We start from the raw sequence: 24051 nt of genomic DNA on the forward strand, positions 1-24051 counted from the left end.
TGAAGCCGGACCCTCAACCCGTCGCAATTCAACCTTGGCTAACCTGAAATACGCGCGTTCTTAGAACGTCTTGCGCAGGGAGATTTCTGCGCCTTCACCGGTGGCGTTGCTCTTCTCAGAGCCATTGGCGTTGAAACGCTTTTGTGTTTCGCGCACCAGGGAAAAGTGCACGCCGGTAGTGGCATCCAGAAGCCAGGCGTAACCAAGGCCGATGCGGACGCTGTCTACGTCGGAGCTGGCGTCTGTGGCGGACTTGCGAGCTGTTTCATCGATGCTTCGCACCGATGCCCGTATTTCACCCGGGCCATAGGGAATCCGAACACCCGCAGTAAAGACATCTTGCGAGCCACTGCTGGTGATGTTGGCTTTGCTGGAACGGGCGTAGGTGCTGCTCACACGCACAACGCCAAAATCGTAATAAGCGCCCATGGAGAACGTGTCCATGGTCTTCTGGGTGGTGGTGTCCCACTTGTCTTGCTCTTGTTGGAAGCCAATGGCAGCTGATGCTGGGCCTTCGTTGTAGGCCACGTGTGCACCAATGCCGTTGGCGGCTGCTTTTTCGCCTTTGCTGAAAGTCAGTCCGGCATTGAATCCACTGGCGGTTGGCGTGGTGTAGTAGACCGCGTTGTTCCATTGATTGGCCGCCAGAGCGCCTCGTGTTCCCATGGAGGCGTAGCTGTCACCACTGAACGCCTCGTAGCGGCCGGCAGTGGATACGCCGTACTGCGGCGAATGCAAGCGACCGAGCTTCAAGTCGCCGTATTTTTTGCTGGTCAAGCCGACCCACGCCTTGTCTTTGAACAATGCCGCGCTGTCGTTTTGAGCGCCGTTGTCGGCGTTGAAGCGCATCTCAATCATGAAATAGCTGCTCAGATCAGCGTCGATGTCAGATGAGCCGGAAAAGTTCAGACGGGCATTCGAACCCTCATCCACCGCTTCAGAGGCGGTGGTTTCTTTGGACAGGTCCGAAGGGATTGCGCTTTTCAGGCCCACATCCAAGCGTCCGGAGATCTTGAGTGGAATGGCGGACGTCACGGCCGGCGCGCTGGGGGCGGGTGCGGGAGCCGGAGCGGGTGCCGATTGTGCGAATGCATTGCTGATCAACGCGCACAGCGTGAGCGGGAGCAGGGTGGATGGAATGGGGCGCAATTCAAATCTCCTCGTTGATGTGATGTCAAGTCACTCGTCCTAAGTCAGACGTCAGATGACTTGAGGCAAGTCTATGAGGAAGTTTCGAATCCAAAATCAGTGAAAACCCTGCCGGCGATGCTTGGGGGGGGGGGTCAGGCGGGTTCGATCTTGCGACGGAGTCGCTCTCGGCTGTTGCTCAAATGCATGAACATGGCGGCTTTGGCGGACGCTGCATCCTGGCGTGCAATGGCATCAAAAATGGCCTCGTGTTCCCTTTGTGCAGTCTCCTTGCCGTCCGACAAAATGGGAAGCGCTTCGCCGAACTGGCCGGTCGTGACTTTCGCTTTGGTTTGTTCGATTCCTTCATGGGAGTGCGAGCGCAAAGTAGCATTCCCCAGGTTGCCCAGAACTTCCAGGAAATACTGGTTGTCAGTTGCGGCGGCAATCTCAGCGTGGAACCGGTAATCATCTTCAACGGTGCTCTTGCCAGCTTGCCAATTGGACCTGTAGCTCAACAATGCTTCACGCATCACAGCGAGATGTGCGTCGGTACGCCTCAATGCGGCCAGATGAGCCGCCTCAGACTCAAGACTGATGCGCAACTCCAGCATGGCCAAAGTCTGCTTTACATGCAGCTCCTGAGGCGGTGCGGAGAGAAGACTGGCGCTCCCAGTTCGTTCCAAAACAAAAGTCCCGATTCCATGGCGGGTCTTCACAAAACCGCTGGCTTGCAGGCTGGACATGGCCTCACGTACCACCGTCCTGCTGACGCTGAACTCCTCCATCAGCGAAGGCTCGGGCGGAATGCGATCTCCCGTTTTCAATTCGCCATTCAGGATGCGGGCCTGAATGCTTTCAACCACGCGCTGTGGTTGGCTTTTGTTGGCTACGGATTTGGAGGGGGAGGTGGTCATATGAGTCAGATTTTAATGAAGCTGCTATGGACTGCAGTAATGCAAGATAAGCGTCGTCAGGGTAAATACCATCTAAGACGTCTGACGACTAGGTGTACAGTCGTTCCTATCAATTTGCGGACATGTCATGAAGATCGAAAAAGTTATAGGGCAGATATTCACATACCCCACCAAAAGGTCGGTCGACAGCGACGGGCACTCCCATCCCGGTGAGACAACCCAGGCAAAGATGGCGATGTTGACCGTCCAAAGTGACACCGGGGACTGTGGTTACGCATTTGCGCCACCAGAAGTTGTGCGTGCACACGTACTCGACGCATTTGTCCGTCCTGCTGCGTTGGGCGAACATGCGCTACAGCGCGAAAAAATATGGAAGAGCCTCGAGCATCGTCAGCGCGGCAGTGCCGGCCAATTGACCGACAGGGCGCTCGCCGCGGTAGAGCAAGCCTTGTGGGACCTTGCGGGGCGCTCGCTGAATGTCCCGGTGTACCGCCTTTTAGGCGCTTACCGCGACAAAGTACCCGCCTACGGCAGCACGATGTGTGGTGATGAGCTGGCGGGCGGATTGGCCACGCCGGATGACTATGCGAATTTCGCCGTCAAGCTGGTGGCGCGGGGATACAAGGGAATCAAGATCCACACATGGATGCCCCCGGTCCGATTCGCCCCGAATGTGGATATGGACATCAAAGCCTGCGCGGCAGTGCGCGAAGCAGTGGGGCCGGCCATCGCGCTCATGCTGGACGGGTACCACAACTACAGCCGGGTCGATGCGCTACGTATCGGACGTGCGCTGGAAAAGCTCGAATTCTCCTGGTTCGAAGAAATGATGAACGAGCAAAGCATGGAGTCCTATGTGTGGCTGGCAGGCCAACTGGATATTCCCATTCTGGGTCCGGAAAGCCTCTCGGGCAAACACTACAGCCGTGCTGCATGGGTGCAGAACGGCGCCTGCGACATTCTTCGGGCCGGCGTACCGGGCGTCGGCGGCATCACACCGACGCTGAAAGTGGCACATCTGGCAGAGGCTTACGGGATGGACTGTGAAGTTCATGGCAACGGAGCCGCCAATCTGGCGGTGTGCGCGGCGATCAAAAACTGCAAGTGGTATGAAAGGGGCTTGCTGCACCCCTTTCTGGACTATGACGAAGTGCCAGCCTATCTGAACGCCTTGGTCGATCCGATGGACAGCGACGGATTTGTTCATCTTTCCCAAAAACCAGGTCTGGGCGAGGACATCAATTTCGACTACGTCGAAGCCCACACGGTGTCACGCTACTAAAACGCCCTAGCAGCCGCAAGGACCTAATCTATGTACGAAAACAAGACCACAGGCTTTTTGTTTGTGCTTCCCTTTGTGATCGGGGTGCTGGGCTTCAAGCTCTTCCCGTTCGTCATGAGCTTCGCATTGAGCTTCACCCAATACGACTTCATCAGCCCACCCCAGTACATTGGGCTGGAAAACTATCAGGAGTTGTTTCAGAAAGATCCGCTGTTCAAGAAGTCACTGGGCGTTACCTTGCTCTTTGCGGCACTCGCGGTTCCCATGCGGGTCGGATTCGCGTTGTTCATGGCCCATGTCTTGAACTTCAAACTTCGGGGAATCAACTTCTTCCGGTCAGCCTACTACCTGCCCTCCATTCTGGGCGGGTCGATTGCCGCCGCCATCATGTGGCGCTTCATCTTCTCCCAGAACGGATTGGTGAACATCGTGATGATGAAGATGGGCCTGCAGCCCATCGCGTGGTTGGCTGACGAGCACTACTCGCTGTGGACCGTGGTGCTCTTGTTCACCTGGCAGTTCGGTTCTGCCATGGTTATCTTTTTGGCCGCATTGCAGAACGTACCCACCTCTTTGTATGAGGCGGCAGAAATCGACGGTGCCAGCAAGACACAGCAGTTTTTCAAGATCACGGTGCCCCTGATCACCCCGGTGATCTTTTTCAACTTGATCATGCAGATGGTGCATGCCTTCCAGGAATTCAACGGCCCCTACATGATCACCGAGGGTGGCCCCTTGCACTCCACGTATGTGCTGTCTCTGTACATCTATGACCAGAGCTTCAAGTACTTCAACCTGGGCTACGGCAGTGCGCTGTCATGGGTGCTCTTCGCGATCGTGGCGGGTCTCAGTGCAATCTCTTTCTTCACATCCAAATACTGGGTCTTCTACTCCGGTGAAAAGGAGCGCAAATAATGCAAGCCGAACTGAATCTGGCAGAGCGTGCCAGCTCAGACGCCTACGCCAACGAGCTCCAACGCAAAGAAAAAATCAGTGCCGCCGTGCGCTACGGTGTGCTGCTGGTCATGGGCCTGGTGATGCTGTATCCCATGATCTGGCTGGTGGGAGCGTCATTCAAGACCAACGCAGAAGTCTTCACGGAAATCGGCTTCTGGCCCAGCCGGTTTGACTTTTCGGCCTATGCCAAGGGATGGAAGACCAGCACGGAATACACGTTTGCAACGTATTTCCTGAACTCATTCCTGATCATCATTCCCAAGGTAATCGTGACGGTGATTTCGTGCGTCCTGGTGGCCTATGCGTTCGCGCGTTTCGAGTTCTGGGGAAAGAAGTTCCTGTTCAGTGTGATGGTCGGCACCATGATGCTGCCGCTGATCATTCTGCGCTTGCCCCAGTACCTGATGTTCAAGGAGTTCGGTTGGGTTGATACCTACTTGCCACTGATTGTTCCGTCCGCATTTGCCACCGACACCTTCTTCGTATTCATGCTGGTCCAGTTCCTGCGCGGGATTCCTCGAGACATGGAAGAGGCCGCACAGATCGACGGTTGCAACGCGCTCCAGCTTTTGTGGCACATCCTGATTCCGATTCTTAAACCGGCTCTCATATCGGTCGTGGTGTTTCAGTTCATCTGGAGCATGAATGACTTCATGGGTCCGTTGATCTATCTCTCCAGCGTAGAGAACTACCCCGTGTCCTTGGCACTGAAGATGAGCATCGGTGCCACCGAAGAGGTCGAATGGGCCAGTGTCATTGCCATCTCGGTAGTGGCCTTGATTCCATCACTGGTGGTGTTCTTCCTGGCACAACGGCATTTCATTGAAGGTGCCGCCAGCAGCGGTATCAAAGGTTAAAGAGGAGCCTCTTGTGGCGCAATTGCAATTAAAAAAAATCGAGAAGACATACCCCAACGGGTTCAAAGCAGTGCACGGCGTGGATCTGCAAATCCGCGACGGCGAGTTCATGGTGTTTGTGGGGCCCTCGGGCTGCGCTAAAAGTACCATCCTGCGGATGATTGCGGGGCTGGAGAGCATCAGTGGCGGTGAGCTGTTGATCGGTAATCAAGTGGTAAACAGCTTGCCGCCCAAGCAACGCGGCATTGCGATGGTGTTCCAGAACTACGCCCTGTACCCGCACATGAAGGTCTATGACAACCTGGCGTTTGGTCTGAAGCTCGCAGGAACCGCCAAAGCAGAAATAGATGCCCGTGTGCGGGAAGCTGCCAAGCTCTTGGAAATGGACCATCTGCTGGACCGCTTCCCCAAACAATTGTCCGGGGGACAGGCGCAGCGGGTGGCCGTGGGGCGAGCGATTGTGAAACGCCCGGAAGTGTTCTTGTTCGATGAGCCGCTGTCGAATCTGGATGCGAAGCTGCGCGCCTCCATGCGCGTACGTTTGACCGAATTGCATCGCACCTTGCGGGAGCAAGGGCGTCCTTCTACCGTGGTGTACGTTACTCACGATCAGGTGGAAGCCATGACCATGGGTGAGCGGATCTGTGTGCTGAAGGACGGTGAAATCCAGCAAGTGGATACCCCTACGGCCTTGTACGACAAACCCGCGAACGTGTTTGTGGCTGGCTTCATTGGTTCACCGGAGATGAACATCATCCCTGCAGAAGTCACCCAAGATGGCGCGCAAGTCTCCATTGGCGGGGTCACGCTCCAAGTCCCGCAAAAACACATTCCACGCCTCCAAGCACTAAAGGCGGTCAAGTTTGGTATCCGTCCTGAGCACATCACGGCGGGTGGCCATAGCGAATCCGCTGTGCAGATGGTGGACGGCACCCTGCGCTTTATGGAACACATGGGCAGCGAGGTGTACGTGCACTTCACCCTGGGCGATACACCGCTGACAGCCCGTGTTCCTGCAGACCAACTCCGCGATCTTGCAGGCAAAGCCCGCGGGGATCGCCATGCCTTCGGTATCCAGATGGATGCCTGCCACGCTTTCGACATGGACAGCGGGCTGAATTTGTTCTTGTGACATCAAAAAATCAATGAGGAGACAATCATGAAACGACGTTCGATTTGGCTGGCAGGTGCAGCACTATCTTTTGCCATGGCTGCAGGCGCCCAGGAAGCCAGTACCCTGCGCTTTTCCTGGTGGGGTGGTGGTGCCCGCCACGACGCCACGCTCAAAGCCATCGCCGCATTCGAGGCGAAAAACCCCGGCGTGAAAATCAAGGCCGAGTACATGGGTTTCAACGGCTATCTGGAGCGCTTGTCGACCCAGTACGCTGGTGGCACCGAGCCGGACATCATGCAAATCAACTGGGCTTGGCTCTCCACTTTCTCCAAGACGGGGGATGGTTTTCTGGATCTCAACAAGCACAAGTCGCTGATCGGCTTGAACCAGTTTTCCGAGGCTGATCTGCAGACCGGCGTGGTCAACAAAAAACTCAATGCCTTGCCGGTTTCCTATACCGCACGCGTCATGCTTTGGAATCGCGCCGCGTATGAGCGTGCGGGACTCAAAATGCCTGCGACCTGGGATGATTTATTTGCAGCCGGACCGGTGTTCAAGCAAAAGTTCGGCGACAAGGCCTTCGCCATTGATGGTGAGCTGTACGACATGATTTTGTTGTCGCAGACCTACATCATGCAGAAGTACGGAACGCCGTATGTGCACCCTGTGCAGCCCAAGGTGGCTATGACCGAAGCCGCTGCACTGGAGTGGGTGCAAACCTACAAGAAACTAACGGCCAACAATGTGGCGGTGCCCCTGCCGCTACGTGCATCGTTGGGCGGAGCAGAAAAGCCCACCGAACAGCAACAAGACTGGGTGAGTGGAAACTGGGCCGGCAACTACACGTGGGACAGCACGATCGGCCTGCGCGCCAGCACATTGAACAAAGACCAGAAGCTCGATGTGGGCGACTTCCTGATGCTGCCGAATGCCAAGAACAGCGGTATGTTCGGCCGCCCATCCCTGATGTTTGCAGTAAGCAAAAAGACCAAGAATCCGGAAATCGCTGCAAAGTTCTTGAACTACTTGGTAACGGATCCAGAGGCCATTGCCATTCTCGGGACCACGCGAGGCGTTCCTTCTGCCGACAGCCAGTTCCGGGCCATCGTGCGTACCGACGCATTGCAGGGCTCGGAGCTCAAGGCATTCCTCCAGATCAAAAAGCTGAAGGACAACGGCAAGATCGATATGCCTTCGCCCTTGTTCGAGAACGCACGCTTTAATAAGTTCATCCGCGAGGTCTTCGAGACCGTAGCCTACGGAAAGACCACGGACCAGGAGGCCGCGAAGCGCCTGGTGGAAGAGGGCAACGCACTGTTGCAACGCATCAAGTAAAGAGCCGGAAAGTTCATGAGCAAAGCAAGTACCAGACAGTTTGAATTCATCACCAAGTCGGATCCGGATACCGGGGCTCGTGTTACGCGACTGAGCCCGGCGGATACCGCTTGCCATCGCACTTACTTCTACCAAAAGTGCTTTAGCAACGACGGTAACCAGTTGGTGTTCGGTGCCCGGTCCGGTGATGAATGGCATTACCACAGGCTGGACTTGCAGACCCGTGTCGCGACCCAATTGACCGACCAGCCCGGGGAGAACACCTTCGGTGGCTTTCTGAGCCCGGACGACCGCTTTCTGTATTTCGTCCGGGCGGAGCGGGAGTTGATCCGTCTGGAGCTCGCCACCTTGAAGGAAGAGTGTGTCTATACCGTGTCCTCTGACTGGGTAGGCTACGGAACCTGGGTAGCCAATAGTGCCTGTACCAAAATGGTGGGCATCGAGATTCTGGGGACGGATTGGTTTCCGTTAACGGATTGGAAAAAGTTCGGCGAGATGTTCCATTCCAAGCCGCGTTGCCGCTTGATCCGAATCGACTTGGTGACCGGAGCGCGGACGGTGATTCACGAGGAAAAGCTTTGGCTGGGCCACCCCCAGTACCGCCCCTTTGATGACAACACAGTGGCTTTTTGCCATGAGGGTACCCATGACCTCATCGATGCACGCATGTGGTTTGTGAACGAAGACGGTAGCAACCTGCGCTGTGGCAAGGAACACGATCAGGGCGAGAGCTGCACCCATGAATTCTGGGTGCCGGACGGCTCCGCCATGGTGTTCGTGTCTTATTTCAAAGGGCGTTCAGAACGTGCCATGTGTTCCCTGGATCCTGTCACCTTGCAAACCCGCGTGCTCACGACCATGCCGCCATGCTCTCATCTGATGAGCAACGCTGATGGCAGTCTCATCGTGGGCGACGGCTCCGGGACCCCAGTGGACGTGTCTGACAGTTCATCGCACAAGGTCCAGAACGACCCCTACCTGTATGTGTTCGATCTGAAAGCCGGCAACATGCGCAAACTGGCGCGGCACGACAGCTCCTGGCGGGTGTACCTCGGCAACCGGCAGGTCACCCACCCCCATCCGTCTTTTACGCCGGATGAGCGGCAGGTGCTTTTCAGCAGCGATGCGGAAGGCGAGCCGGCGCTCTTCCTCGTGGACCTGTAAATCCTGCAGCTTATAGGGGCGGATCGCCGGATGGAGGGTAAATCCATGCGTTTCGCGCATAATGCGCGCCCATGGAAACCAAATGGCTTGAAGACTTTGTGTCTCTGGCTGAAACCCGGAGTTTCAGCCGATCAGCGCAACTGCGTCACGTAACCCAACCCGCGTTTTCGCGGCGCATCCAGTCGTTGGAGGCGTGGGCCGGCACCGATCTGGTGGACCGCAGCAGCTACCCCACCCGGCTGACCCCGGCGGGCGAGACGTTGTATGACCAGTCGTTGGAGGTGCTTCAAGCCTTGCAAAGCACCCGCGCCATGCTGCGCGGGCATACCACCGCAGCGCAAGACGTGGTCGAGTTCGCGGTGCCGCACACCTTGGCGTTCACTTTTTTTCCGGCGTGGGTGTCCGAGCTGCGCGAGAAATTCGGGCCGCTCAAAAGCCGCCTGATTGCGCTCAATGTGCATGACGCGGTGATTCGTCTGGTCGAAGGCAGTTGCGATTTGCTGATTGCCTATCACCATCCCTCGCAGCCCTACCAGCTGGATGCGGACCGCTATGAGATGGTCAGTCTGGGTGAGGAAGTGGTGGCACCTTATTCCAAGCCGGATGCGGATGGCAACCCCATGTTCAGCCTTCCCGGCAAACTCGGTCAGCCCTTACCCTACCTGGGGTATGCGCCGGGCGCCTATTTGGGCCAGATGGTGGAACTCATCTTGAAGCAAGCCGAAGTACCTGTCCATTTCGATCGTGTGTATGAGACCGACATGGCCGAAGGCCTGAAGGCCATGGCGTTAGAAGGCCACGGCGTGGCCTTCCTGCCCCACAGCGCGGTAAAGAAAGACCTGCGTGCCAAAAAATTGGTGAGTGCCTTGCCGAATCACATGAAGTCGCTGCAGATCACCATGGAAGTACGGGCATACCGCGAACGCCTGGCCGTGCGGGAAGCAGGCCGCAGCTTGAGCGCGGCGCAGCGGGCGCAGACCCGCACGCCCAAGGGCTCAGCCCAAGCCCTATGGGACTATTTGCATTCCCAGGCGACCTCAACGGCATAGTTGTTGCATAACGGTTTTGCATACCGGCCCAATGAATAGGCATTTGCGGCGGTGAAAGGGGCTGGCTAGAGTCACAAATTCAGTCAGGCCCCGTCGTTGGAGAAGTTATGACAAATACATACGCTGCTGCACCCCGTCGTGCAGCGTTTTTTTTGGTGCGTCCGGCAGGACGCTCTCACTAGGAGGTGAAAGACCTCTACTCGCCCTGCAAGGGGAAGGGTTAGCCAATGGCAAGGGCTTCGCGGGCGACTGCGAGTCTGAAGGAAGCCGGATGGCAAAGCGCTGGTTCGACGAACAGGAAGCGGATATGAGGCGCCACAGGGGGGTAAGGAGTCCGAAATCTCTGAAGCCCAAAACTTGCACGGAACTCTGTGGCGTAGATCCGACGGACATAAGCGTGAAAGTGGGTGCGTAATACCCGGAGAGATCTGAGTGTGGTGCCCGTAAGGGCTACCGGCCATCGAAAGGTGACGGGAGGCTCGCTCAGAAGTCAGCAGAGGGCATAGTAGGTGCAACCCAAGGTGATGAGCCACAAGAGGCGGCACCGAAGGCCCGAACAAGTGGAAACGAGAGTAGGAACGAAGTCACTCGATGCCAATCGATGAAGCAGAAGCCCTCGCAAGAGGGGCCCACAGCGAAGGAACCGGACGGAATCTGGGGAGTGCGCACGTGGGTGCTGAGGTGGGTACGGCGTACGTCGAGCAACCGAAATCGGAGAGAGACCGGCTCATGAGCCGAGTCGTGGATCGCGACAACATGCAGCTCGCTTACAGCCGAGTCATGAAGAATCGCGGCGCACCCGGCATTGACGGAATGCGCTGTGAAGACCTCAAGACGTGGCTCAAAGTGAACTGGTCGCAAGTAAAGAAGTCGTTACTGGATGGAACCTACCGCCCCCAAGCGGTACGTCGGGTGGACATACCCAAGCCGCAAGGCGGGGTACGCACGCTCGGAGTGCCCACGGTGGTGGACAGGCTGATTCAGCAGGCGCTACATCAGGCGATGCAACCCCTGTTTGAACCTACCTTCTCGCAAAGCAGCTACGGCTTCAGACCGGGGAAAAGTGCGAAGCAGGCGGTAAGCAAAGCGGCAGAGTACATCCGTGGCGGCAAGCGCTGGGTGGTGGACATGGACCTGGAGAAATTCTTCGACCGTGTCAACCACGACGTGCTGATGGCGCGGGTGGCACGCCAGGTACAGGACAAAACCGTCCTGAGCCTGATACGCAGGTTTCTGGAGGCCGGGATGATGGCCAACGGGGTAGAGACACCACGGTACGAGGGTACACCGCAAGGCGGCCCCCTGTCACCACTACTGTCCAACATCCTGTTGACTGATTTAGACCGGGAGCTAGAGGCACGCAAGCTGCTGTTTTGCAGGTATGCGGATGACTGCAACATCTACGTGAGCAGTCAGCGGGCGGGCCAACGCATCATGGAGGGCATAAAGAGGTTTCTTGCAAACCGGCTCAAGCTCACTGTGAACGAGACCAAAAGTGCGGTTGAGCGGCCATGGAAACGCAAGTTTCTGGGATACAGCGTGACAGCACAACGAGCCAGCAAAATCCGAATAGCCAAGGAAAGCACGCAACGCCTGATGCACGCCGTGCGCACATACTGTGCACAGGGACGGGGCAGGCCACTGCCCCAGACCATCGAAAAGCTAAATCCGGTTTTACGGGGATGGATGAACTACTTCAGCCTGACCCAGAGCCACAAGCCCATCGAAGCACTGGATATGTGGGTACGTAGACGGCTACGCGCCCTGATGTGGAGGCAATGGAAAAGGACAAAGACGCGGGAATCCAAAATGCTCGCACTCGGGCTCGATGCCCAGCGGGCATGGAAGTCCAGCGTCAATGGCCATGGTCCATGGTGGAACGCCGGTGCCAAACACCTGCGCCAAGCTCTCCCGACGAAATACTTCACGCAACTCGGGCTGGTCTCGCTGGTGGCAACCCACCAGCACCTCCAGCGTCCTACTTGAACCGCCGTATGCGGAACCGCACGTACGGTGGTGTGAGAGGGCTGAGGGGGTAACCCCTCACCCTACTCGATGTGCGTCCGGCAGGACGCTCTCACTAGGAGGTGAAAGACCTCTACTCGCCCTGCAAGGGGAAGGGTTAGCCAATGGCAAGGGCTTCGCGGGCGACTGCGAGTCTGAAGGAAGCCGGATGGCAAAGCGCTGGTTCGACGAACAGGAAGCGGATATGAGGCGCCACAGGGGGGTAAGGAGTCCGAAATCTCTGAAGCCCAAAACTTGCACGGAACTCTGTGGCGTAGATCCGACGGACATAAGCGTGAAAGTGGGTGCGTAATACCCGGAGAGATCTGAGTGTGGTGCCCGTAAGGGCTACCGGCCATCGAAAGGTGACGGGAGGCTCGCTCAGAAGTCAGCAGAGGGCATAGTAGGTGCAACCCAAGGTGATGAGCCACAAGAGGCGGCACCGAAGGCCCGAACAAGTGGAAACGAGAGTAGGAACGAAGTCACTCGATGCCAATCGATGAAGCAGAAGCCCTCGCAAGAGGGGCCCACAGCGAAGGAACCGGACGGAATCTGGGGAGTGCGCACGTGGGTGCTGAGGTGGGTACGGCGTACGTCGAGCAACCGAAATCGGAGAGAGACCGGCTCATGAGCCGAGTCGTGGATCGCGACAACATGCAGCTCGCTTACAGCCGAGTCATGAAGAATCGCGGCGCACCCGGCATTGACGGAATGCGCTGTGAAGACCTCAAGACGTGGCTCAAAGTGAACTGGTCGCAAGTAAAGAAGTCGTTACTGGATGGAACCTACCGCCCCCAAGCGGTACGTCGGGTGGACATACCCAAGCCGCAAGGCGGGGTACGCACGCTCGGAGTGCCCACGGTGGTGGACAGGCTGATTCAGCAGGCGCTACATCAGGCGATGCAACCCCTGTTTGAACCTACCTTCTCGCAAAGCAGCTACGGCTTCAGACCGGGGAAAAGTGCGAAGCAGGCGGTAAGCAAAGCGGCAGAGTACATCCGTGGCGGCAAGCGCTGGGTGGTGGACATGGACCTGGAGAAATTCTTCGACCGTGTCAACCACGACGTGCTGATGGCGCGGGTGGCACGCCAGGTACAGGACAAAACCGTCCTGAGCCTGATACGCAGGTTTCTGGAGGCCGGGATGATGGCCAACGGGGTAGAGACACCACGGTACGAGGGTACACCGCAAGGCGGCCCCCTGTCACCACTACTGTCCAACATCCTGTTGACTGATTTAGACCGGGAGCTAGAGGCACGCAAGCTGCTGTTTTGCAGGTATGCGGATGACTGCAACATCTACGTGAGCAGTCAGCGGGCGGGCCAACGCATCATGGAGGGCATAAAGAGGTTTCTTGCAAACCGGCTCAAGCTCACTGTGAACGAGACCAAAAGTGCGGTTGAGCGGCCATGGAAACGCAAGTTTCTGGGATACAGCGTGACAGCACAACGAGCCAGCAAAATCCGAATAGCCAAGGAAAGCACGCAACGCCTGATGCACGCCGTGCGCACATACTGTGCACAGGGACGGGGCAGGCCACTGCCCCAGACCATCGAAAAGCTAAATCCGGTTTTACGGGGATGGATGAACTACTTCAGCCTGACCCAGAGCCACAAGCCCATCGAAGCACTGGATATGTGGGTACGTAGACGGCTACGCGCCCTGATGTGGAGGCAATGGAAAAGGACAAAGACGCGGGAATCCAAAATGCTCGCACTCGGGCTCGATGCCCAGCGGGCATGGAAGTCCAGCGTCAATGGCCATGGTCCATGGTGGAACGCCGGTGCCAAACACCTGCGCCAAGCTCTCCCGACGAAATACTTCACGCAACTCGGGCTGGTCTCGCTGGTGGCAACCCACCAGCACCTCCAGCGTCCTACTTGAACCGCCGTATGCGGAACCGCACGTACGGTGGTGTGAGAGGGCTGAGGGGGTAACCCCTCACCCTACTCGATCTTGGCAGCTTGCTTGCATTTGCGGGGCACAGCCCGGCCGCTGCGACTGGTGTTCTGGAGCGTGTCAGTAGTGGCGGCAAATTGGTGATTGCGCACCGCGAGTCGTCCATTCCGTTTTCTTATGTTGATGCTGACAAGAAGCCCGTGGGCTATGCCGTAGAGCTGTGCCTGAAGTTGGCAGAGGCGGTGCGCAAGAAGACCGGTGCCAAGAACATGCAGGTGGAGTTCTTGCAGGTCACACCTGCCAACCGCATCGCCATGGTGGCCGAAGGCAAGGCAGACCTCGAATGCGGATCGACCACCAACAACGCCGAGCGGCGCCAGAAAGTAGCCTTCACCATCCCTCACTTCATTACCGGGGCCCGCATGTTGGTGCGGGCTGACAGCAAGATAGAACGGATTGAAGACTTGGAAGGCAAAAAGCTGGTGTCCACCAAAGGTACGACCCCGCTGAAGGCTGCGGAGCAGGCCAACCGTGAGCGGTTGTTGCGCATCACCATCCTCGAAGCCCCCGACCATGCGAAAGCGGTCGACATGGTCGAGAAAAGTGAGGCGGATGCTTTTGTGATGGATGACGTGCTTTTGTATGGCTTGGCGTCTAACCTGCCCAAGCCTGAATCGTTGCGCGTGGTCGGCAAGTTCCTGACCACAGAACCCTTGGCCATCATGCTGTCCAAAGACGATCCCGAGTTCAAGAAGCTGATCGACGAAGAAATGCGTCGCCTGATCGTCAGCAAAGAGATTCAGCCGATCTACGACAAATGGTTTCTGAAGCCCATTCCGCCGAACGACAAAGCGCTGAATCTGCCCGTGAGCTACCTGCTGAGGGACTTCTGGAAATACCCCAGCGACTTCGTGCCTTTTTAAGCGACTCCGCTCGCATAGCGGGGTGCGCTGCGGTTTTGGGACAATAGGGGCCATGACTTCCACAGCCACCCCCCAGACACTGACCATCACCCGCCCGGACGACTGGCACTTGCACGTGCGCGACGGCGCTGCCCTCAATACCGTGGTGCCGCACACCGCAGCCCAGTTCGGCCGCGCCATCATCATGCCCAACCTCAAGCCGCCGGTGACCACCGCCGAGCAGGCGTTGGCTTACAAGGCCCGCATTCAGGCCGCGGTACCGGCGGGTGTGGAGTTTGAGCCTTTGATGACGCTCTACCTCACCGACAACCTGCCCGCTGATGAAATTGCGCGTGCCAAGGACGCCGGTGTAGTGGCCGCGAAGCTCTACCCCGCAGGGGCGACCACCAACAGCGATGCCGGCGTCACTGACATCCGCAAGACATATAAGACGCTGGAAGCCATGCAGAAAGCCGGCTTGCTCTTGTTGGTGCATGGCGAGGTCACTAGCAGCGACATTGATTTGTTTGACCGTGAAGCGGTGTTCATCGACACCCAGCTCATTCCCTTGCGCCGGGATTTCCCCGAGCTGAAGATCGTGTTCGAGCACATCACCACGCTGGAAGCTGCTCAGTACGTGGCCGCTGCAGACCGCTTTACTGCTGCGAGCATCACTGCCCACCACCTGCTCTACAACCGTAATGCCATCTTCACCGGCGGCATCCGGCCCCACTACTACTGCCTGCCGGTTTTGAAGCGTGAGACGCACCGCAAGGCCCTGGTGCAAGCAGCGACCGGCGGCTCCCCCAAGTTCTTCCTGGGTACCGACAGCGCGCCACACCCCGCCCACCTCAAGGAGCATGCCTCGGGCTGCGCTGGCTGCTACACCGCCCACGCTGCCATGGAGCTGTACGCCCAGGCATTTGACGCTGCAGGTGCCCTCGACAAGCTGGAGGGCTTTGCCAGTTTCCACGGTGCGGACTTCTATGGTTTGCCACGCAACCGGGGCACCATCACCTTGATGCGCGAAAGCTGGACCCCACCCGAGAGCTACGCCTTCGGCGAAACCACGCTCAAACCCCTGGCCGCGGGCGAAGCACTGCAGTGGCGTTTGGTCTAGAAGCGATTAACTGGTCCGCGCCGTGGCTTGACCCGTGGCGCGATGCGGGGGAGGGCTTGGCTCTGCAGGTTGAAGCTGGCCTGACGGTGGCGCAGGCGCTCAATGCGCCCGGCATGGCTCCGGTGCGCTTCATCCCCCAAAGCGAGTTGCCAGCGGGCAGCGCTTACGAGCAGCACATCTACGACACGGGGTGCGTCCCGACCCGTGACGGTTTGCACGATTTTTTCAATGGTCTGTGCTGGATGCAGTTCCCACAGGCCAAGAAGAAGCTCAATCTCTTGCAGGCCCAGCAAATTGCGCAAACCGGCATCCAGCCGGTGCGCGGCCCCGCCCGCGATGCGTTGACGGTCTTTGACGAAAACGCCGCGCTCCTCATGGCGCCGGATGCTTTGTGGGACGCTTTGGCAGCCAAAGATTGGCAGACGCTGTTCGGCCCGCTGCGCCCGATGTGGGCCCACGCCACACTGGTGCTGTTCGGTCATGCACTGCTGGAAAAACTGGTTTACCCACGAAAACCCATCACAGCGCACGTATTCCGTGCGCGGGCAGCTACGAATTCGATAGCGGATATGGATGCTTGGCTGGCAGCCACGCTGAGTGCCCCCATGCTGGCAGCCAAGCCCTTTGCCCACTTGCCGGTGCTCGGTGTACCCGGCTGGTGGCCGGAGAATGAGTCGGCTGACTTCTACGCAGACGCCAGCGTATTCCGTGCACCCCGGTCAGCGGCTGGTTAGCACCTCACTGCTATCACGCGTTGTCAGGCCTTGAGCTTGAGCAAGTGCACCATGACCCGTGCCGTGGTCTGGTCAAAGTCAATTTGCTCATTGAAGTCTTTGCCTGTCAGCCAGGAGGCATCCCAGTGGTTTTGTTTGAGCACGGATTTCCAGCTCTCATGCAAAGTGGCCTGCCGTACCGCCTCCACCATCGCGGCTTGGCGCTCTGCCGGGACCGACTTCCCGGTGAATACGCCGCGCCAGTTGGCCATGTCTACTTGCATGCCCTGGTCGCGAATGGACGGAATACCGAAAGAGGCTTTTCGTGATGACACCCCGATGGCCCTGAGCTGCCCGCCGGCGAGCTGCGAGCTGAATTCGCTGTAGCCAGAGATCCCTACCATCGCTTTGCCGGACAGTACAGCAGACACTACTTCCGCTCCACCCGCAAAAGGCAAATATGTCAAATCGTCGGGGTTCGCGCCGGTCGCGCGGGCAAACACCCCGGAGAAGATGTGATCCACACCACCCGCGGACCCGCCTGCCACCGTGACCGCCTTCAGATTGGCCTTCATGGCGGCCGAGAGGTCGGACGCATTCTTGATGGGCGAGTTGGCCGCCACCACCATGACCAAGTAGTCACTCGTGAGCCGTGCCAGGGGCGCCAGCGTTCCCATATCAATCGCAGGTTTTTGCAGCGCCACGGCACCGACCATCACGGTACCGCCCATGATGAGCGTGTTCGAGTCGGCCGCATATTTCTCGGCGTAGTAGGCCAGACCGATGGTGCCGCCTTTGCCGCCTTTGTTTTCATAGTCGATTTCATCCACAACTCCGGCGGAAATCATGGCCGTACCCAGGGCTCGGCCCGTCTGGTCCCAACCGCCTCCGGCGTTCGCCGGGATCACGATTCGCAATTTGGATGCGAGTTTGGCGGCTGCTTTGGGTTTTGAGGCCGGTGCTTTGGCTGCTTGTCCCCAGCTCGGCGCGGTCATCCCGGCTAAGGTGCCTGCGGCGATGCAGGTGAGAAGCTGGCGGCGATCCATTTTTTTCATCAAGGGCCTCATGGGATTTCACTTTGAATCGGGCATTTTCCCAGCCAAAGCAGGGGAGGCCACGGGCCTCACTTGTAACAAGTTGTGGCAGCGGAAAGGCCATAAACTTCATGGGTTCAAGCGCCTGAGTGCTTGAATTCAGCCCTCGCGCCCCTACCATTCGGCTTAATTCGCCCGGAGCGGGTGCTCTTTCCTGAGACAACTATGAAACGCATTCTTTTGTTTGTATTGACCAACGTGTTGGTGGTGGCGGTGCTGGGCGTCGTGGCCAGCCTGCTCGGTGTCAACAAGTTCTTGACTTCCAACGGCCTGAACCTGGGTGCCTTGCTGGGCTTTGCGCTCATCATGGGCTTTGGCGGCGCCATTTTTTCGTTGCTGATCAGCAAGCCCATGGCCAAGTGGACATCGGGCGTGCAGATCATCGAACAGCCCCAGAACGCCGACGAGGCCTGGATTGTGGACACCGTGCGCAAGTTTGCGGACAAGGCCGGCATCGGCATGCCGGAAGTCGGCATTTTTGAAGGTGAACCCAATGCGTTCGCTACTGGCGCCTTCAAAAACAGCGCCTTGGTGGCAGTGTCCACCGGCTTGCTGCGTGGCATGACCCGCGAAGAAATTGAAGCCGTTATCGGCCATGAGGTGGCCCACATTGCCAACGGTGACATGGTCACCATGACCCTGATCCAGGGCGTGATGAACACCTTCGTGGTGTTCCTCAGCCGTGTAGTCGGTTACGCCGTGGACAGCTTCTTGCGGAAGAACGATGAGCAGAACAGCGGCCCCGGCATCGGCTATTACGTGACGACCATCGTGCTCGACATCGTGCTCGGGTTTGCCGCTGCCATGGTGGTGGCCTGGTTCAGCCGCCAGCGCGAGTTCCGTGCGGACGCAGGCGCCGCCCAGCTGATGGGCCGCAAGCAGCCCATGATGAACGCCTTGGCCCGCCTGGGTGGCATGACTCCGGGTGAGTTGCCCAAGAGTGTGGCGGCCATGGGCATTGCAGGTGGTATCGGTCAGTTGTTTTCGACCCACCCACCCATTGAGCAGCGCATTGCTGCCCTGCAGGCGAACAACGGGCAGTAAGCCCTGCAGCGCACTGCGCTGCGTGTCTTGAGCGAACCCCTTGCCGCTGAGTGCGGCCAGGGGTTCTCTTTTTGTGGCGTGCTACAACCGCGGTTTGCGTTTCAGCCTCTGCACTATGGAACTTTCTACCTGGCTCGCCTTCTTCGCCGCTTCCTGGGCCATCAGCATCTCGCCCGGCGCCGGCGCGGTAGCCGCCATGAGCGCCGGCCTGAATCACGGCTTCCGGCGCGGTTACATCACCACCATCGGTTTGGTGTTGGGCATTTGGACCCAGATCCTCGTGGTGGGGGTGGGGCTGGGTGCCGTGGTAGCTGCCAGTAGCGCGGCGTTTCTGGTTATCAAGTGGGCAGGGGTGGCCTATCTGGTGTGGCTGGGTATCCAGCAGTGGCGTGCACCTGCTGTTCCTCTCGCTGCAAAGGCTGATGAAGCTGTGCCGGCGAGTGTGAGCACACAAATTTTCAAAGCTTGGGTCATCAATGCGCTGAACCCCAAGGGCACGGTGTTTTTGTTGGCGGTGGTGCCGCAATTCCTGAACCTCTCACAAGCCCTCACGCCTCAATACATGATCATCGGCGCAACTTTGGCTTTTACTGATCTGGTGGTCATGGGCTGCTACACGGCCGTGGCCGCCAAAGTGCTGCGCGCACTCAAATCCGAGTCGCACCTGCGCACCATGAACCGGGTGTTCGGCGGCCTGTTTGTGGCAGCTGGCACCCTGTTGGCGCTGTTCAAGCGGACGACTTGACTGTCTGCCTGCAAAGGCTGGATTTCGCAGGTCAGACCGTTCAAAAGGCCAGCTGTAGAGGGGCCCCCGACCCGGGCAAGCGGTTCTGTTCAATCCTGAACATGCTGACCACTTCTTTCAGACGGGCTGCTTGCTGTTTGAGGCTATCTGCCGCTGCGGCGCTTTCCTCCACCAGTGCGGAGTTTTGCTGAGTCACCTGATCCAGCTGCATGATGGCTTCGCTGATCTGAGTGAAGCCTGCGTTTTCTTCCGCTGTGGCGGCAGAGACCTGGTTCATCAGCTCGTTCACGCGTTGCACCCGGCCCACGATGCCTTGCACAGATGCGCCGGCCAACTGGGCTTGCTGCTCGCCGGTGGCCACCCGGCTGATGCTGTCGCCGATCAGCGTTTTGATCTCCTTGGCAGCTTCCGCACTGCGCTGCGCCAGGCTGCGCACTTCAGAGGCCACGACGGCAAAACCCCGCCCTTGTTCACCTGCACGCGCGGCCTCCACCGCCGCGTTCAACGCGAGGATGTTGGTCTGGAAGGCGATACCGTCAATCACCCCGATGATCTCGCTGATCTTCTTGGATGACTGGGCGATGGACTGCATGGTGTGCACCATGGCGTCTACGTGCTGCCCGCTTTCCAGCGCCGCACCGGAAGTTTCATTGGCCATGGCGCTGGCTTCTCGCGTGTGCTCGGCATTGAGCTTGACGGCGCTGGCAATTTCTTCCGTAGACGCGGCAGTTTCTTCGAGGTTGCTGGCTTGTTCCTCGGTCCGCGCACTCAGGTCTGCGGTGCCGGAGGCAATCTGCTCTGACGCAGAAGCCACCTGCTCGCTGCATTCATGGACCAGTCCCGCCATGTGGGTGAGGCTGTATTTCATGCGCAGCATCGCAGCCACCACGCTGTCGGTTTGTTGCTGGTGCGCTGGAATCACCACGGTCAGGTCGCCCTCTGCAATCGCGTTGGCCACCCGTACCACTTCACCCGGCTCGCCCCCCAGTTGACGGGTCAGGCTGCGGGTGATCACTATGGCTACGCCCAAAGCTGCGATGACGGCAAAGACAGAGAACAACAAGGTAGTCTGGATAGCCGCAGCGCCTTGCGCTTTGGCGAGCTGGCCCTCCAAGACTATCGTGTCTGACTGAGCCTCCAGCATGGCATCGGAGGCGGCGGTCAGCTTGCTGAGTGGTCCCCGCACATTCTTTACCAAGTACTCACCAGCCTCTTGCGTATTGCCCGTCTGTATGCGCTTTACGGCTTCTTCTCTGACAGCATTGAAGGCAATCAACGCTTCTTCAACAGGCTTTAAGAGCTCCTGCTCTTTGGCGCTGACGATGGTTTTCTTTAGCTTTCCAAATGCATCATCCGCAGCCTTCTGGCCTTGGGCGATCCGGCTTACGGTGTAAGTCGCTTCTTCTGCATTGCCTATCGCCAACCCCACTACGGCAGCCCGCATATTGCGAACCTGCACATTGATGCCTAGTTGCAGCTGGGAGGCAAGTATCACCTTGACCGCGCTTTCATCTACGATGTGATTGACGTTGTCATTGATGTTACCTATCCGGTAAATGGATGTGCCACTGATGGCCAGAAGCAGTGCGATGAGCAGGCCGAAGCCTGCGGCCAGCTTGGTGCTGACTTTCCAAGAGCCAAATGTTTGCATGGCGCCCTCCCTGTTTTTTGTAAGCACATGCTAAGCCCAGTCGTGACAACTGGGAAGCCCAAAAGCTTAAAAAACCTGATTGGGGTGCGCGCGCAACAGTGGCCGCGCAAGTGCCGCTGCCCTCAGGGAGTGCGCGCTTGGCTCAGCATGTCCAAGGCCAACGCCTCGGCCACTTTGATGCCGTCTACGCCCGCCGACAAAATGCCGCCGGCATACGAAGCGCCTTCGCCTGCCGGGTACAGGCCGCGTACGTTGGTGCACTGCAGGTCTTCACCGCGCGGAATCTTGATGGGGCTGGAAGTGCGTGTCTCCACCCCGGTAAGCACGGCATCTGCCATGTCAAAGCCCTTGATCTTGCGGCCGAACACCGGCAGAGCTTCTCGCATGGCCTCAATCGCATAGGCGGGTAATGAAGGGGCGAGGTCACCCAGTTTCACACCAGGCTTGTACGACGGCGTGACACTGCCGAATTCGCTGGAAGGCTTGGCCGCAATGAAGTCACCCACCAACTGGCCGGGCGCTTCATAAGTGCCGCCACCCAAGGTGTACGCACCGCTTTCCAGCTGCCGTTGCAGTGCAATGCCTGACATGGGGTGTGCAGCCTTCGGGTCGTTGGCTTTCATGGCGGTGGCTTCTGCCGTATAGCGCTTGCCTTTCTCATCGCCGAAGGCATGCACAAAGGCGGCCTCGTCGTCCGGGTAGTCGGGCGGGTCAATGCCCACCACCATGCCGGCGTTGGCATTGCGCTCGGCGCGGGAGTACTGGCTCATGCCGTTGGTGACTACTCGGCCGGGCTCACTGGTGGCCGCCACCACCGTGCCGCCCGGGCACATGCAGAAGCTGTACACCGCCCGCCCGTTGGCTGCGTGGTGCACCAGTTTGTAGTCCGCCGCGCCCAAGAGCGGGTGCCCTGCATGGCGGCCCCAGCGCGCACGGTCAATTACGCTTTGCGGGTGCTCAATGCGGAAGCCCACCGAAAACGGTTTGGCATGCATGGCCACGCCGCGCTCGTAGAGCATGGCAAAGGTGTCGCGCGAACTGTGGCCCAGCGCCATGACCACGTGGCTTGCCGGCAGCTGGTAGCGCCTGCCATCCACAAGGTTTTCAACCTCCAGCGCCCGTATGGATTGCGCGGGTAGCTCCTGATTTGATAGCGATTCGCCCAGTAACACATCCGTGACACGTTGCTCAAAACGGATTTCGCCGCCCAGCGCGATGATCTGCTCCCGGATGCCTTCCACCACCTTCACGAGTTTGAAGGTGCCGATGTGCGGGTGTGCCTCGTACAGGATCTCTGACGGTGCGCCGTGCTGCACAAATTCATGCATCACCTTGCGGCCCAGAAAGCGCGGGTCTTTGATCTGGCTGTAAAGCTTGCCGTCCGAGAAGGTGCCGGCACCGCCTTCACCGAACTGCACATTGCTTTCGGGGTTCAGGTTCTTTTTGCGCCACAGGCCCCAGGTGTCTTTGGTGCGCTGGCGCACCGTTTTGCCCCGCTCCAGCACGATGGGCTTGAAGCCCATTTGCGCCAGCACCAGCGCTGCAAACATGCCGCAGGGGCCAAAGCCCACCACCACGGGGCGCTCTTGCAGGTCGGCAGGGGCCTGCGCCACCATACGGTAGCTCATGTCAGGGGTGGGGCCGATGTGCGGATGGCCCGCATTTCGGGCCAACAACCCAGCTTCCAGCGAGGCGTCCGCCAGCGAGAGGTCGACGATGTAGACCGCCAGCAAATCCACCTTGCGCGCATCGAAGCTGCGTTTGAAGACCTGCAGGCTCGCTATGGCCGTTACGTCAATGCCCAACGCTTGGGCGCACAGCCGTTGAAGGGCCTTTACGGGGTGGGCAACAGGCGCGCGATCAGCCTCGGTTTCGGACGGCGCGTCGGAAGCGCGGCGCTCTTCAACGGGCAGGGCAGACAGGGGGAGTTTGAGTTCAGTGATGCGGATCATGGCGGCTCGTGGTTATCAAGCAAGGCCGCGATTTTACGCGCCGACTCAGTGCGGGCCGTGCTGCCGGGCCTCGGAGGGGCTGTGGCCGAAGAGCTTGCGGTAGTCGCTGGCGAATTGGCTGAAGTGCCAGAAGCTCCAGTCGGCCGCCACGTCACGTACGGCGCTGTCCGGTTTGCGCAGCAGGTCTCTGCGCGCTCCGTTGAGCCGCAGGATGCGAAGGTATTGCACGGGCGTCATGCCCAGTACGTCTTCGAAGCAGTACTGCAGGGTACGGCGGCTCACGAACACGCGCTGGCACAGGTCTGGTACGGTGATGGTCTGGTCGTGGTGGGCCAGCAGGTAGTCGCGTGCTTTGGCGACGATGCGCTGGCGGCGCGCCAGGCTGTCGCGTACCGCACTGTCCACCACGCCGGTGTCCAGCAATGGCAGCAAAGCGTCCAGCGCCAGATGCTGCGGGTCCGTCGCAGAAGCAACATCGCCTGCCAACAGTGCGTGCAATGTGTGCAGGCATTGGCGGCGCGCGGCCGGTGAGGCCTGCACCACTTCGGCACGGCTCAGGCGTTCCCAATCGAGTTCAAAGCCCATGCGTTGTGCGGCATCGCGCAAGGCATCCTGCCGTACCACCACCCCAAAGATGGTGTAGTCCGCCGGTGTGACGAGCTCGAATTCGCAGTGCCCCGGGCGCACCAGCACGCTGTCAGGTGTTGCGGTGCGGCCGTTGATGCGCGTAGCCTGGGCTGAGTAGGGCAGGCCGAACCACAGGGCATCCGGCCAGACGCAGCAGGTCTGCCGCATGCCCTGGCTGGTGCTCTCCCTGAAGACCTGCATGTCCGGCAATTGCATTTCCTCCAGCAAGCCGTGGAAGGTGCCCGGGGTGGTTTGGTCGTAGCACTGTTCCCAGTTGGTGAGGTTGGCGGCGTGCTCGTCCGCATCGCGTGCTTCGATGACCCGGAGGGCGGTGGTGGGCAATGGCGGCGACTGCATGGGCGGGCGATGAATGTGTGCGGAATGTAGACCAAGGCAGTCGCACCGTGAAGGTGCGCAATGCAGGTTTGCCGATTTTTGATACCGGCTTGCCATCCGACTGCCTACATTCACCGCTAGCAAACCCCATGCCGGCGCGC

The 24051-nt window shown here is 58.8% G+C and carries 20 protein-coding genes; 14 read left to right on the plus strand and 6 right to left on the minus strand.

Annotation, left to right across the window (positions count from 1 at the left end):
- Positions 1 to 60: 60 nt before the first annotated feature.
- Together AEP_RS15690 and AEP_RS15695 are read right to left on the minus strand one after the other, a co-directional pair.
- Positions 61 to 1149, minus strand: coding sequence for a porin (locus AEP_RS15690; protein WP_157673192.1), 1089 nt, complete (start codon positions 1147 to 1149; stop codon positions 61 to 63).
- A 134-nt stretch (positions 1150 to 1283) separates the two neighbouring features.
- Positions 1284 to 2045, minus strand: a complete 762-nt coding sequence (locus AEP_RS15695; RefSeq protein ID WP_087496254.1) for a FadR/GntR family transcriptional regulator — start codon at positions 2043 to 2045, stop codon at positions 1284 to 1286.
- A gap of 127 nt (positions 2046 to 2172) precedes the next feature.
- Between AEP_RS15695 and AEP_RS15700 the strand changes: the two genes are divergently transcribed.
- The 12 genes from AEP_RS15700 (at position 2173) to AEP_RS15755 (ending at position 16462) form a co-directional block, all read left to right on the plus strand.
- A complete protein-coding gene (locus tag AEP_RS15700) occupies positions 2173 to 3327 on the plus strand; it encodes a mandelate racemase family protein (RefSeq protein WP_087496255.1) in 1155 nt (384 codons plus the stop codon).
- Between the two features lie 30 nt (positions 3328 to 3357).
- Complete coding sequence (locus AEP_RS15705) at positions 3358 to 4242, plus strand: carbohydrate ABC transporter permease (protein ID WP_087496256.1); 885 nt, start codon at positions 3358 to 3360, stop codon at positions 4240 to 4242.
- A complete protein-coding gene (locus AEP_RS15710; RefSeq protein ID WP_087496257.1) occupies positions 4242 to 5141 on the plus strand; it encodes a carbohydrate ABC transporter permease in 900 nt (299 codons plus the stop codon). Before AEP_RS15705 ends, AEP_RS15710 begins: the two co-directional genes overlap by 1 nt.
- A gap of 13 nt (positions 5142 to 5154) precedes the next feature.
- A complete protein-coding gene (locus AEP_RS15715) occupies positions 5155 to 6273 on the plus strand; it encodes an ABC transporter ATP-binding protein (RefSeq protein WP_087496258.1) in 1119 nt (372 codons plus the stop codon).
- Positions 6274 to 6300: 27 nt separating this feature from the next.
- On the plus strand, positions 6301 to 7590 hold the full coding sequence (locus AEP_RS15720; RefSeq protein ID WP_087496259.1) for an ABC transporter substrate-binding protein: 1290 nt from the start codon (positions 6301 to 6303) through the stop codon (positions 7588 to 7590).
- Between the two features lie 15 nt (positions 7591 to 7605).
- Positions 7606 to 8754, plus strand: coding sequence for an oligogalacturonate lyase family protein (locus AEP_RS15725; protein WP_087496260.1), 1149 nt, complete (start codon positions 7606 to 7608; stop codon positions 8752 to 8754).
- 71 nt (positions 8755 to 8825) lie between these two features.
- Complete coding sequence (locus AEP_RS15730; RefSeq protein ID WP_087496261.1) at positions 8826 to 9803, plus strand: LysR substrate-binding domain-containing protein; 978 nt, start codon at positions 8826 to 8828, stop codon at positions 9801 to 9803.
- Positions 9804 to 10532: 729 nt separating this feature from the next.
- Complete coding sequence (gene ltrA, locus AEP_RS15735) at positions 10533 to 11789, plus strand: group II intron reverse transcriptase/maturase (RefSeq protein WP_335583050.1); 1257 nt, start codon at positions 10533 to 10535, stop codon at positions 11787 to 11789.
- A gap of 645 nt (positions 11790 to 12434) precedes the next feature.
- Entirely contained in the window at positions 12435 to 13691 is a 1257-nt protein-coding gene (gene ltrA, locus AEP_RS15740; RefSeq protein ID WP_335583050.1) for a group II intron reverse transcriptase/maturase, read from the plus strand.
- Between the two features lie 80 nt (positions 13692 to 13771).
- On the plus strand, positions 13772 to 14629 hold the full coding sequence (locus tag AEP_RS15745) for an amino acid ABC transporter substrate-binding protein (RefSeq protein ID WP_198301841.1): 858 nt from the start codon (positions 13772 to 13774) through the stop codon (positions 14627 to 14629).
- A 52-nt stretch (positions 14630 to 14681) separates the two neighbouring features.
- Positions 14682 to 15728 carry a dihydroorotase gene (gene pyrC / locus AEP_RS15750; protein ID WP_087496262.1) on the plus strand — a complete coding sequence of 349 codons (1047 nt, stop codon included), beginning with the start codon at positions 14682 to 14684 and terminating at the stop codon, positions 15726 to 15728.
- Positions 15713 to 16462: a DUF3025 domain-containing protein gene (locus tag AEP_RS15755; protein ID WP_087496263.1), complete on the plus strand. Its 750-nt coding sequence runs from the start codon at positions 15713 to 15715 to the stop codon at positions 16460 to 16462. The genes pyrC and AEP_RS15755 overlap by 16 nt, the downstream gene beginning before the upstream one ends.
- Before the next feature lie 23 nt (positions 16463 to 16485).
- Here the strand turns inward: AEP_RS15755 and AEP_RS15760 are convergent, their stop codons facing one another.
- A complete protein-coding gene (locus AEP_RS15760; protein ID WP_087496264.1) occupies positions 16486 to 17496 on the minus strand; it encodes a Bug family tripartite tricarboxylate transporter substrate binding protein in 1011 nt (336 codons plus the stop codon).
- A 204-nt stretch (positions 17497 to 17700) separates the two neighbouring features.
- Between AEP_RS15760 and htpX the strand changes: the two genes are divergently transcribed.
- Both htpX and AEP_RS15770 read left to right on the plus strand, forming a co-directional pair.
- The gene (htpX, locus tag AEP_RS15765; protein ID WP_087496265.1) at positions 17701 to 18579 is read left to right on the plus strand and encodes a protease HtpX; all 879 of its coding nucleotides are present in this window, start codon (positions 17701 to 17703) and stop codon (positions 18577 to 18579) included.
- A gap of 115 nt (positions 18580 to 18694) precedes the next feature.
- Complete coding sequence (locus tag AEP_RS15770; RefSeq protein WP_087496266.1) at positions 18695 to 19324, plus strand: LysE family transporter; 630 nt, start codon at positions 18695 to 18697, stop codon at positions 19322 to 19324.
- Positions 19325 to 19364: 40 nt separating this feature from the next.
- Here AEP_RS15770 and AEP_RS15775 read toward each other — a convergent pair whose 3' ends face one another.
- From AEP_RS15775 to AEP_RS15785, 3 genes are all read right to left on the minus strand, one after another.
- Positions 19365 to 20975 (minus strand): methyl-accepting chemotaxis protein, encoded by a 1611-nt coding sequence (locus tag AEP_RS15775; protein WP_087496267.1) that lies wholly within the window; start codon positions 20973 to 20975, stop codon positions 19365 to 19367.
- Positions 20976 to 21097: 122 nt separating this feature from the next.
- Entirely contained in the window at positions 21098 to 22927 is a 1830-nt protein-coding gene (locus AEP_RS15780) for an NAD(P)/FAD-dependent oxidoreductase (protein ID WP_087496268.1), read from the minus strand.
- Between the two features lie 45 nt (positions 22928 to 22972).
- The gene (locus AEP_RS15785; RefSeq protein ID WP_087496269.1) at positions 22973 to 23911 is read right to left on the minus strand and encodes a helix-turn-helix domain-containing protein; all 939 of its coding nucleotides are present in this window, start codon (positions 23909 to 23911) and stop codon (positions 22973 to 22975) included.
- Positions 23912 to 24051: the final 140 nt, after the last annotated feature.

The organism is Curvibacter sp. AEP1-3 (genome assembly GCF_002163715.1).
Classification (GTDB): Bacteria; Pseudomonadota; Gammaproteobacteria; order Burkholderiales; family Burkholderiaceae_C; genus Allorhodoferax.

Bases quoted from the DNA above. Each gene is read 5' to 3' on its own strand.
- AEP_RS15695 (WP_087496254.1), bottom strand. From the start codon at position 2,045: ATGACCACCTCCCCCTCCAAATCCGTAGCCAACAAAAGCCAACCACAG.
- AEP_RS15700 (WP_087496255.1), top strand. From the start codon at position 2,173: ATGAAGATCGAAAAAGTTATAGGGCAGATATTCACATACCCCACCAAA.
- AEP_RS15705 (WP_087496256.1), top strand. From the start codon at position 3,358: ATGTACGAAAACAAGACCACAGGCTTTTTGTTTGTGCTTCCCTTTGTG.
- AEP_RS15710 (WP_087496257.1), top strand. From the start codon at position 4,242: ATGCAAGCCGAACTGAATCTGGCAGAGCGTGCCAGCTCAGACGCCTAC.
- AEP_RS15720 (WP_087496259.1), top strand. From the start codon at position 6,301: ATGAAACGACGTTCGATTTGGCTGGCAGGTGCAGCACTATCTTTTGCC.
- AEP_RS15725 (WP_087496260.1), top strand. From the start codon at position 7,606: ATGAGCAAAGCAAGTACCAGACAGTTTGAATTCATCACCAAGTCGGAT.
- AEP_RS15730 (WP_087496261.1), top strand. From the start codon at position 8,826: ATGGAAACCAAATGGCTTGAAGACTTTGTGTCTCTGGCTGAAACCCGG.
- ltrA (WP_335583050.1), top strand. From the start codon at position 10,533: ATGAGCCGAGTCGTGGATCGCGACAACATGCAGCTCGCTTACAGCCGA.
- ltrA (WP_335583050.1), top strand. From the start codon at position 12,435: ATGAGCCGAGTCGTGGATCGCGACAACATGCAGCTCGCTTACAGCCGA.
- pyrC (WP_087496262.1), top strand. From the start codon at position 14,682: ATGACTTCCACAGCCACCCCCCAGACACTGACCATCACCCGCCCGGAC.
- AEP_RS15760 (WP_087496264.1), bottom strand. From the start codon at position 17,496: ATGAAAAAAATGGATCGCCGCCAGCTTCTCACCTGCATCGCCGCAGGC.
- htpX (WP_087496265.1), top strand. From the start codon at position 17,701: ATGAAACGCATTCTTTTGTTTGTATTGACCAACGTGTTGGTGGTGGCG.
- AEP_RS15770 (WP_087496266.1), top strand. From the start codon at position 18,695: ATGGAACTTTCTACCTGGCTCGCCTTCTTCGCCGCTTCCTGGGCCATC.
- AEP_RS15775 (WP_087496267.1), bottom strand. From the start codon at position 20,975: ATGCAAACATTTGGCTCTTGGAAAGTCAGCACCAAGCTGGCCGCAGGC.
- AEP_RS15780 (WP_087496268.1), bottom strand. From the start codon at position 22,927: ATGATCCGCATCACTGAACTCAAACTCCCCCTGTCTGCCCTGCCCGTT.
- AEP_RS15785 (WP_087496269.1), bottom strand. From the start codon at position 23,911: ATGCAGTCGCCGCCATTGCCCACCACCGCCCTCCGGGTCATCGAAGCA.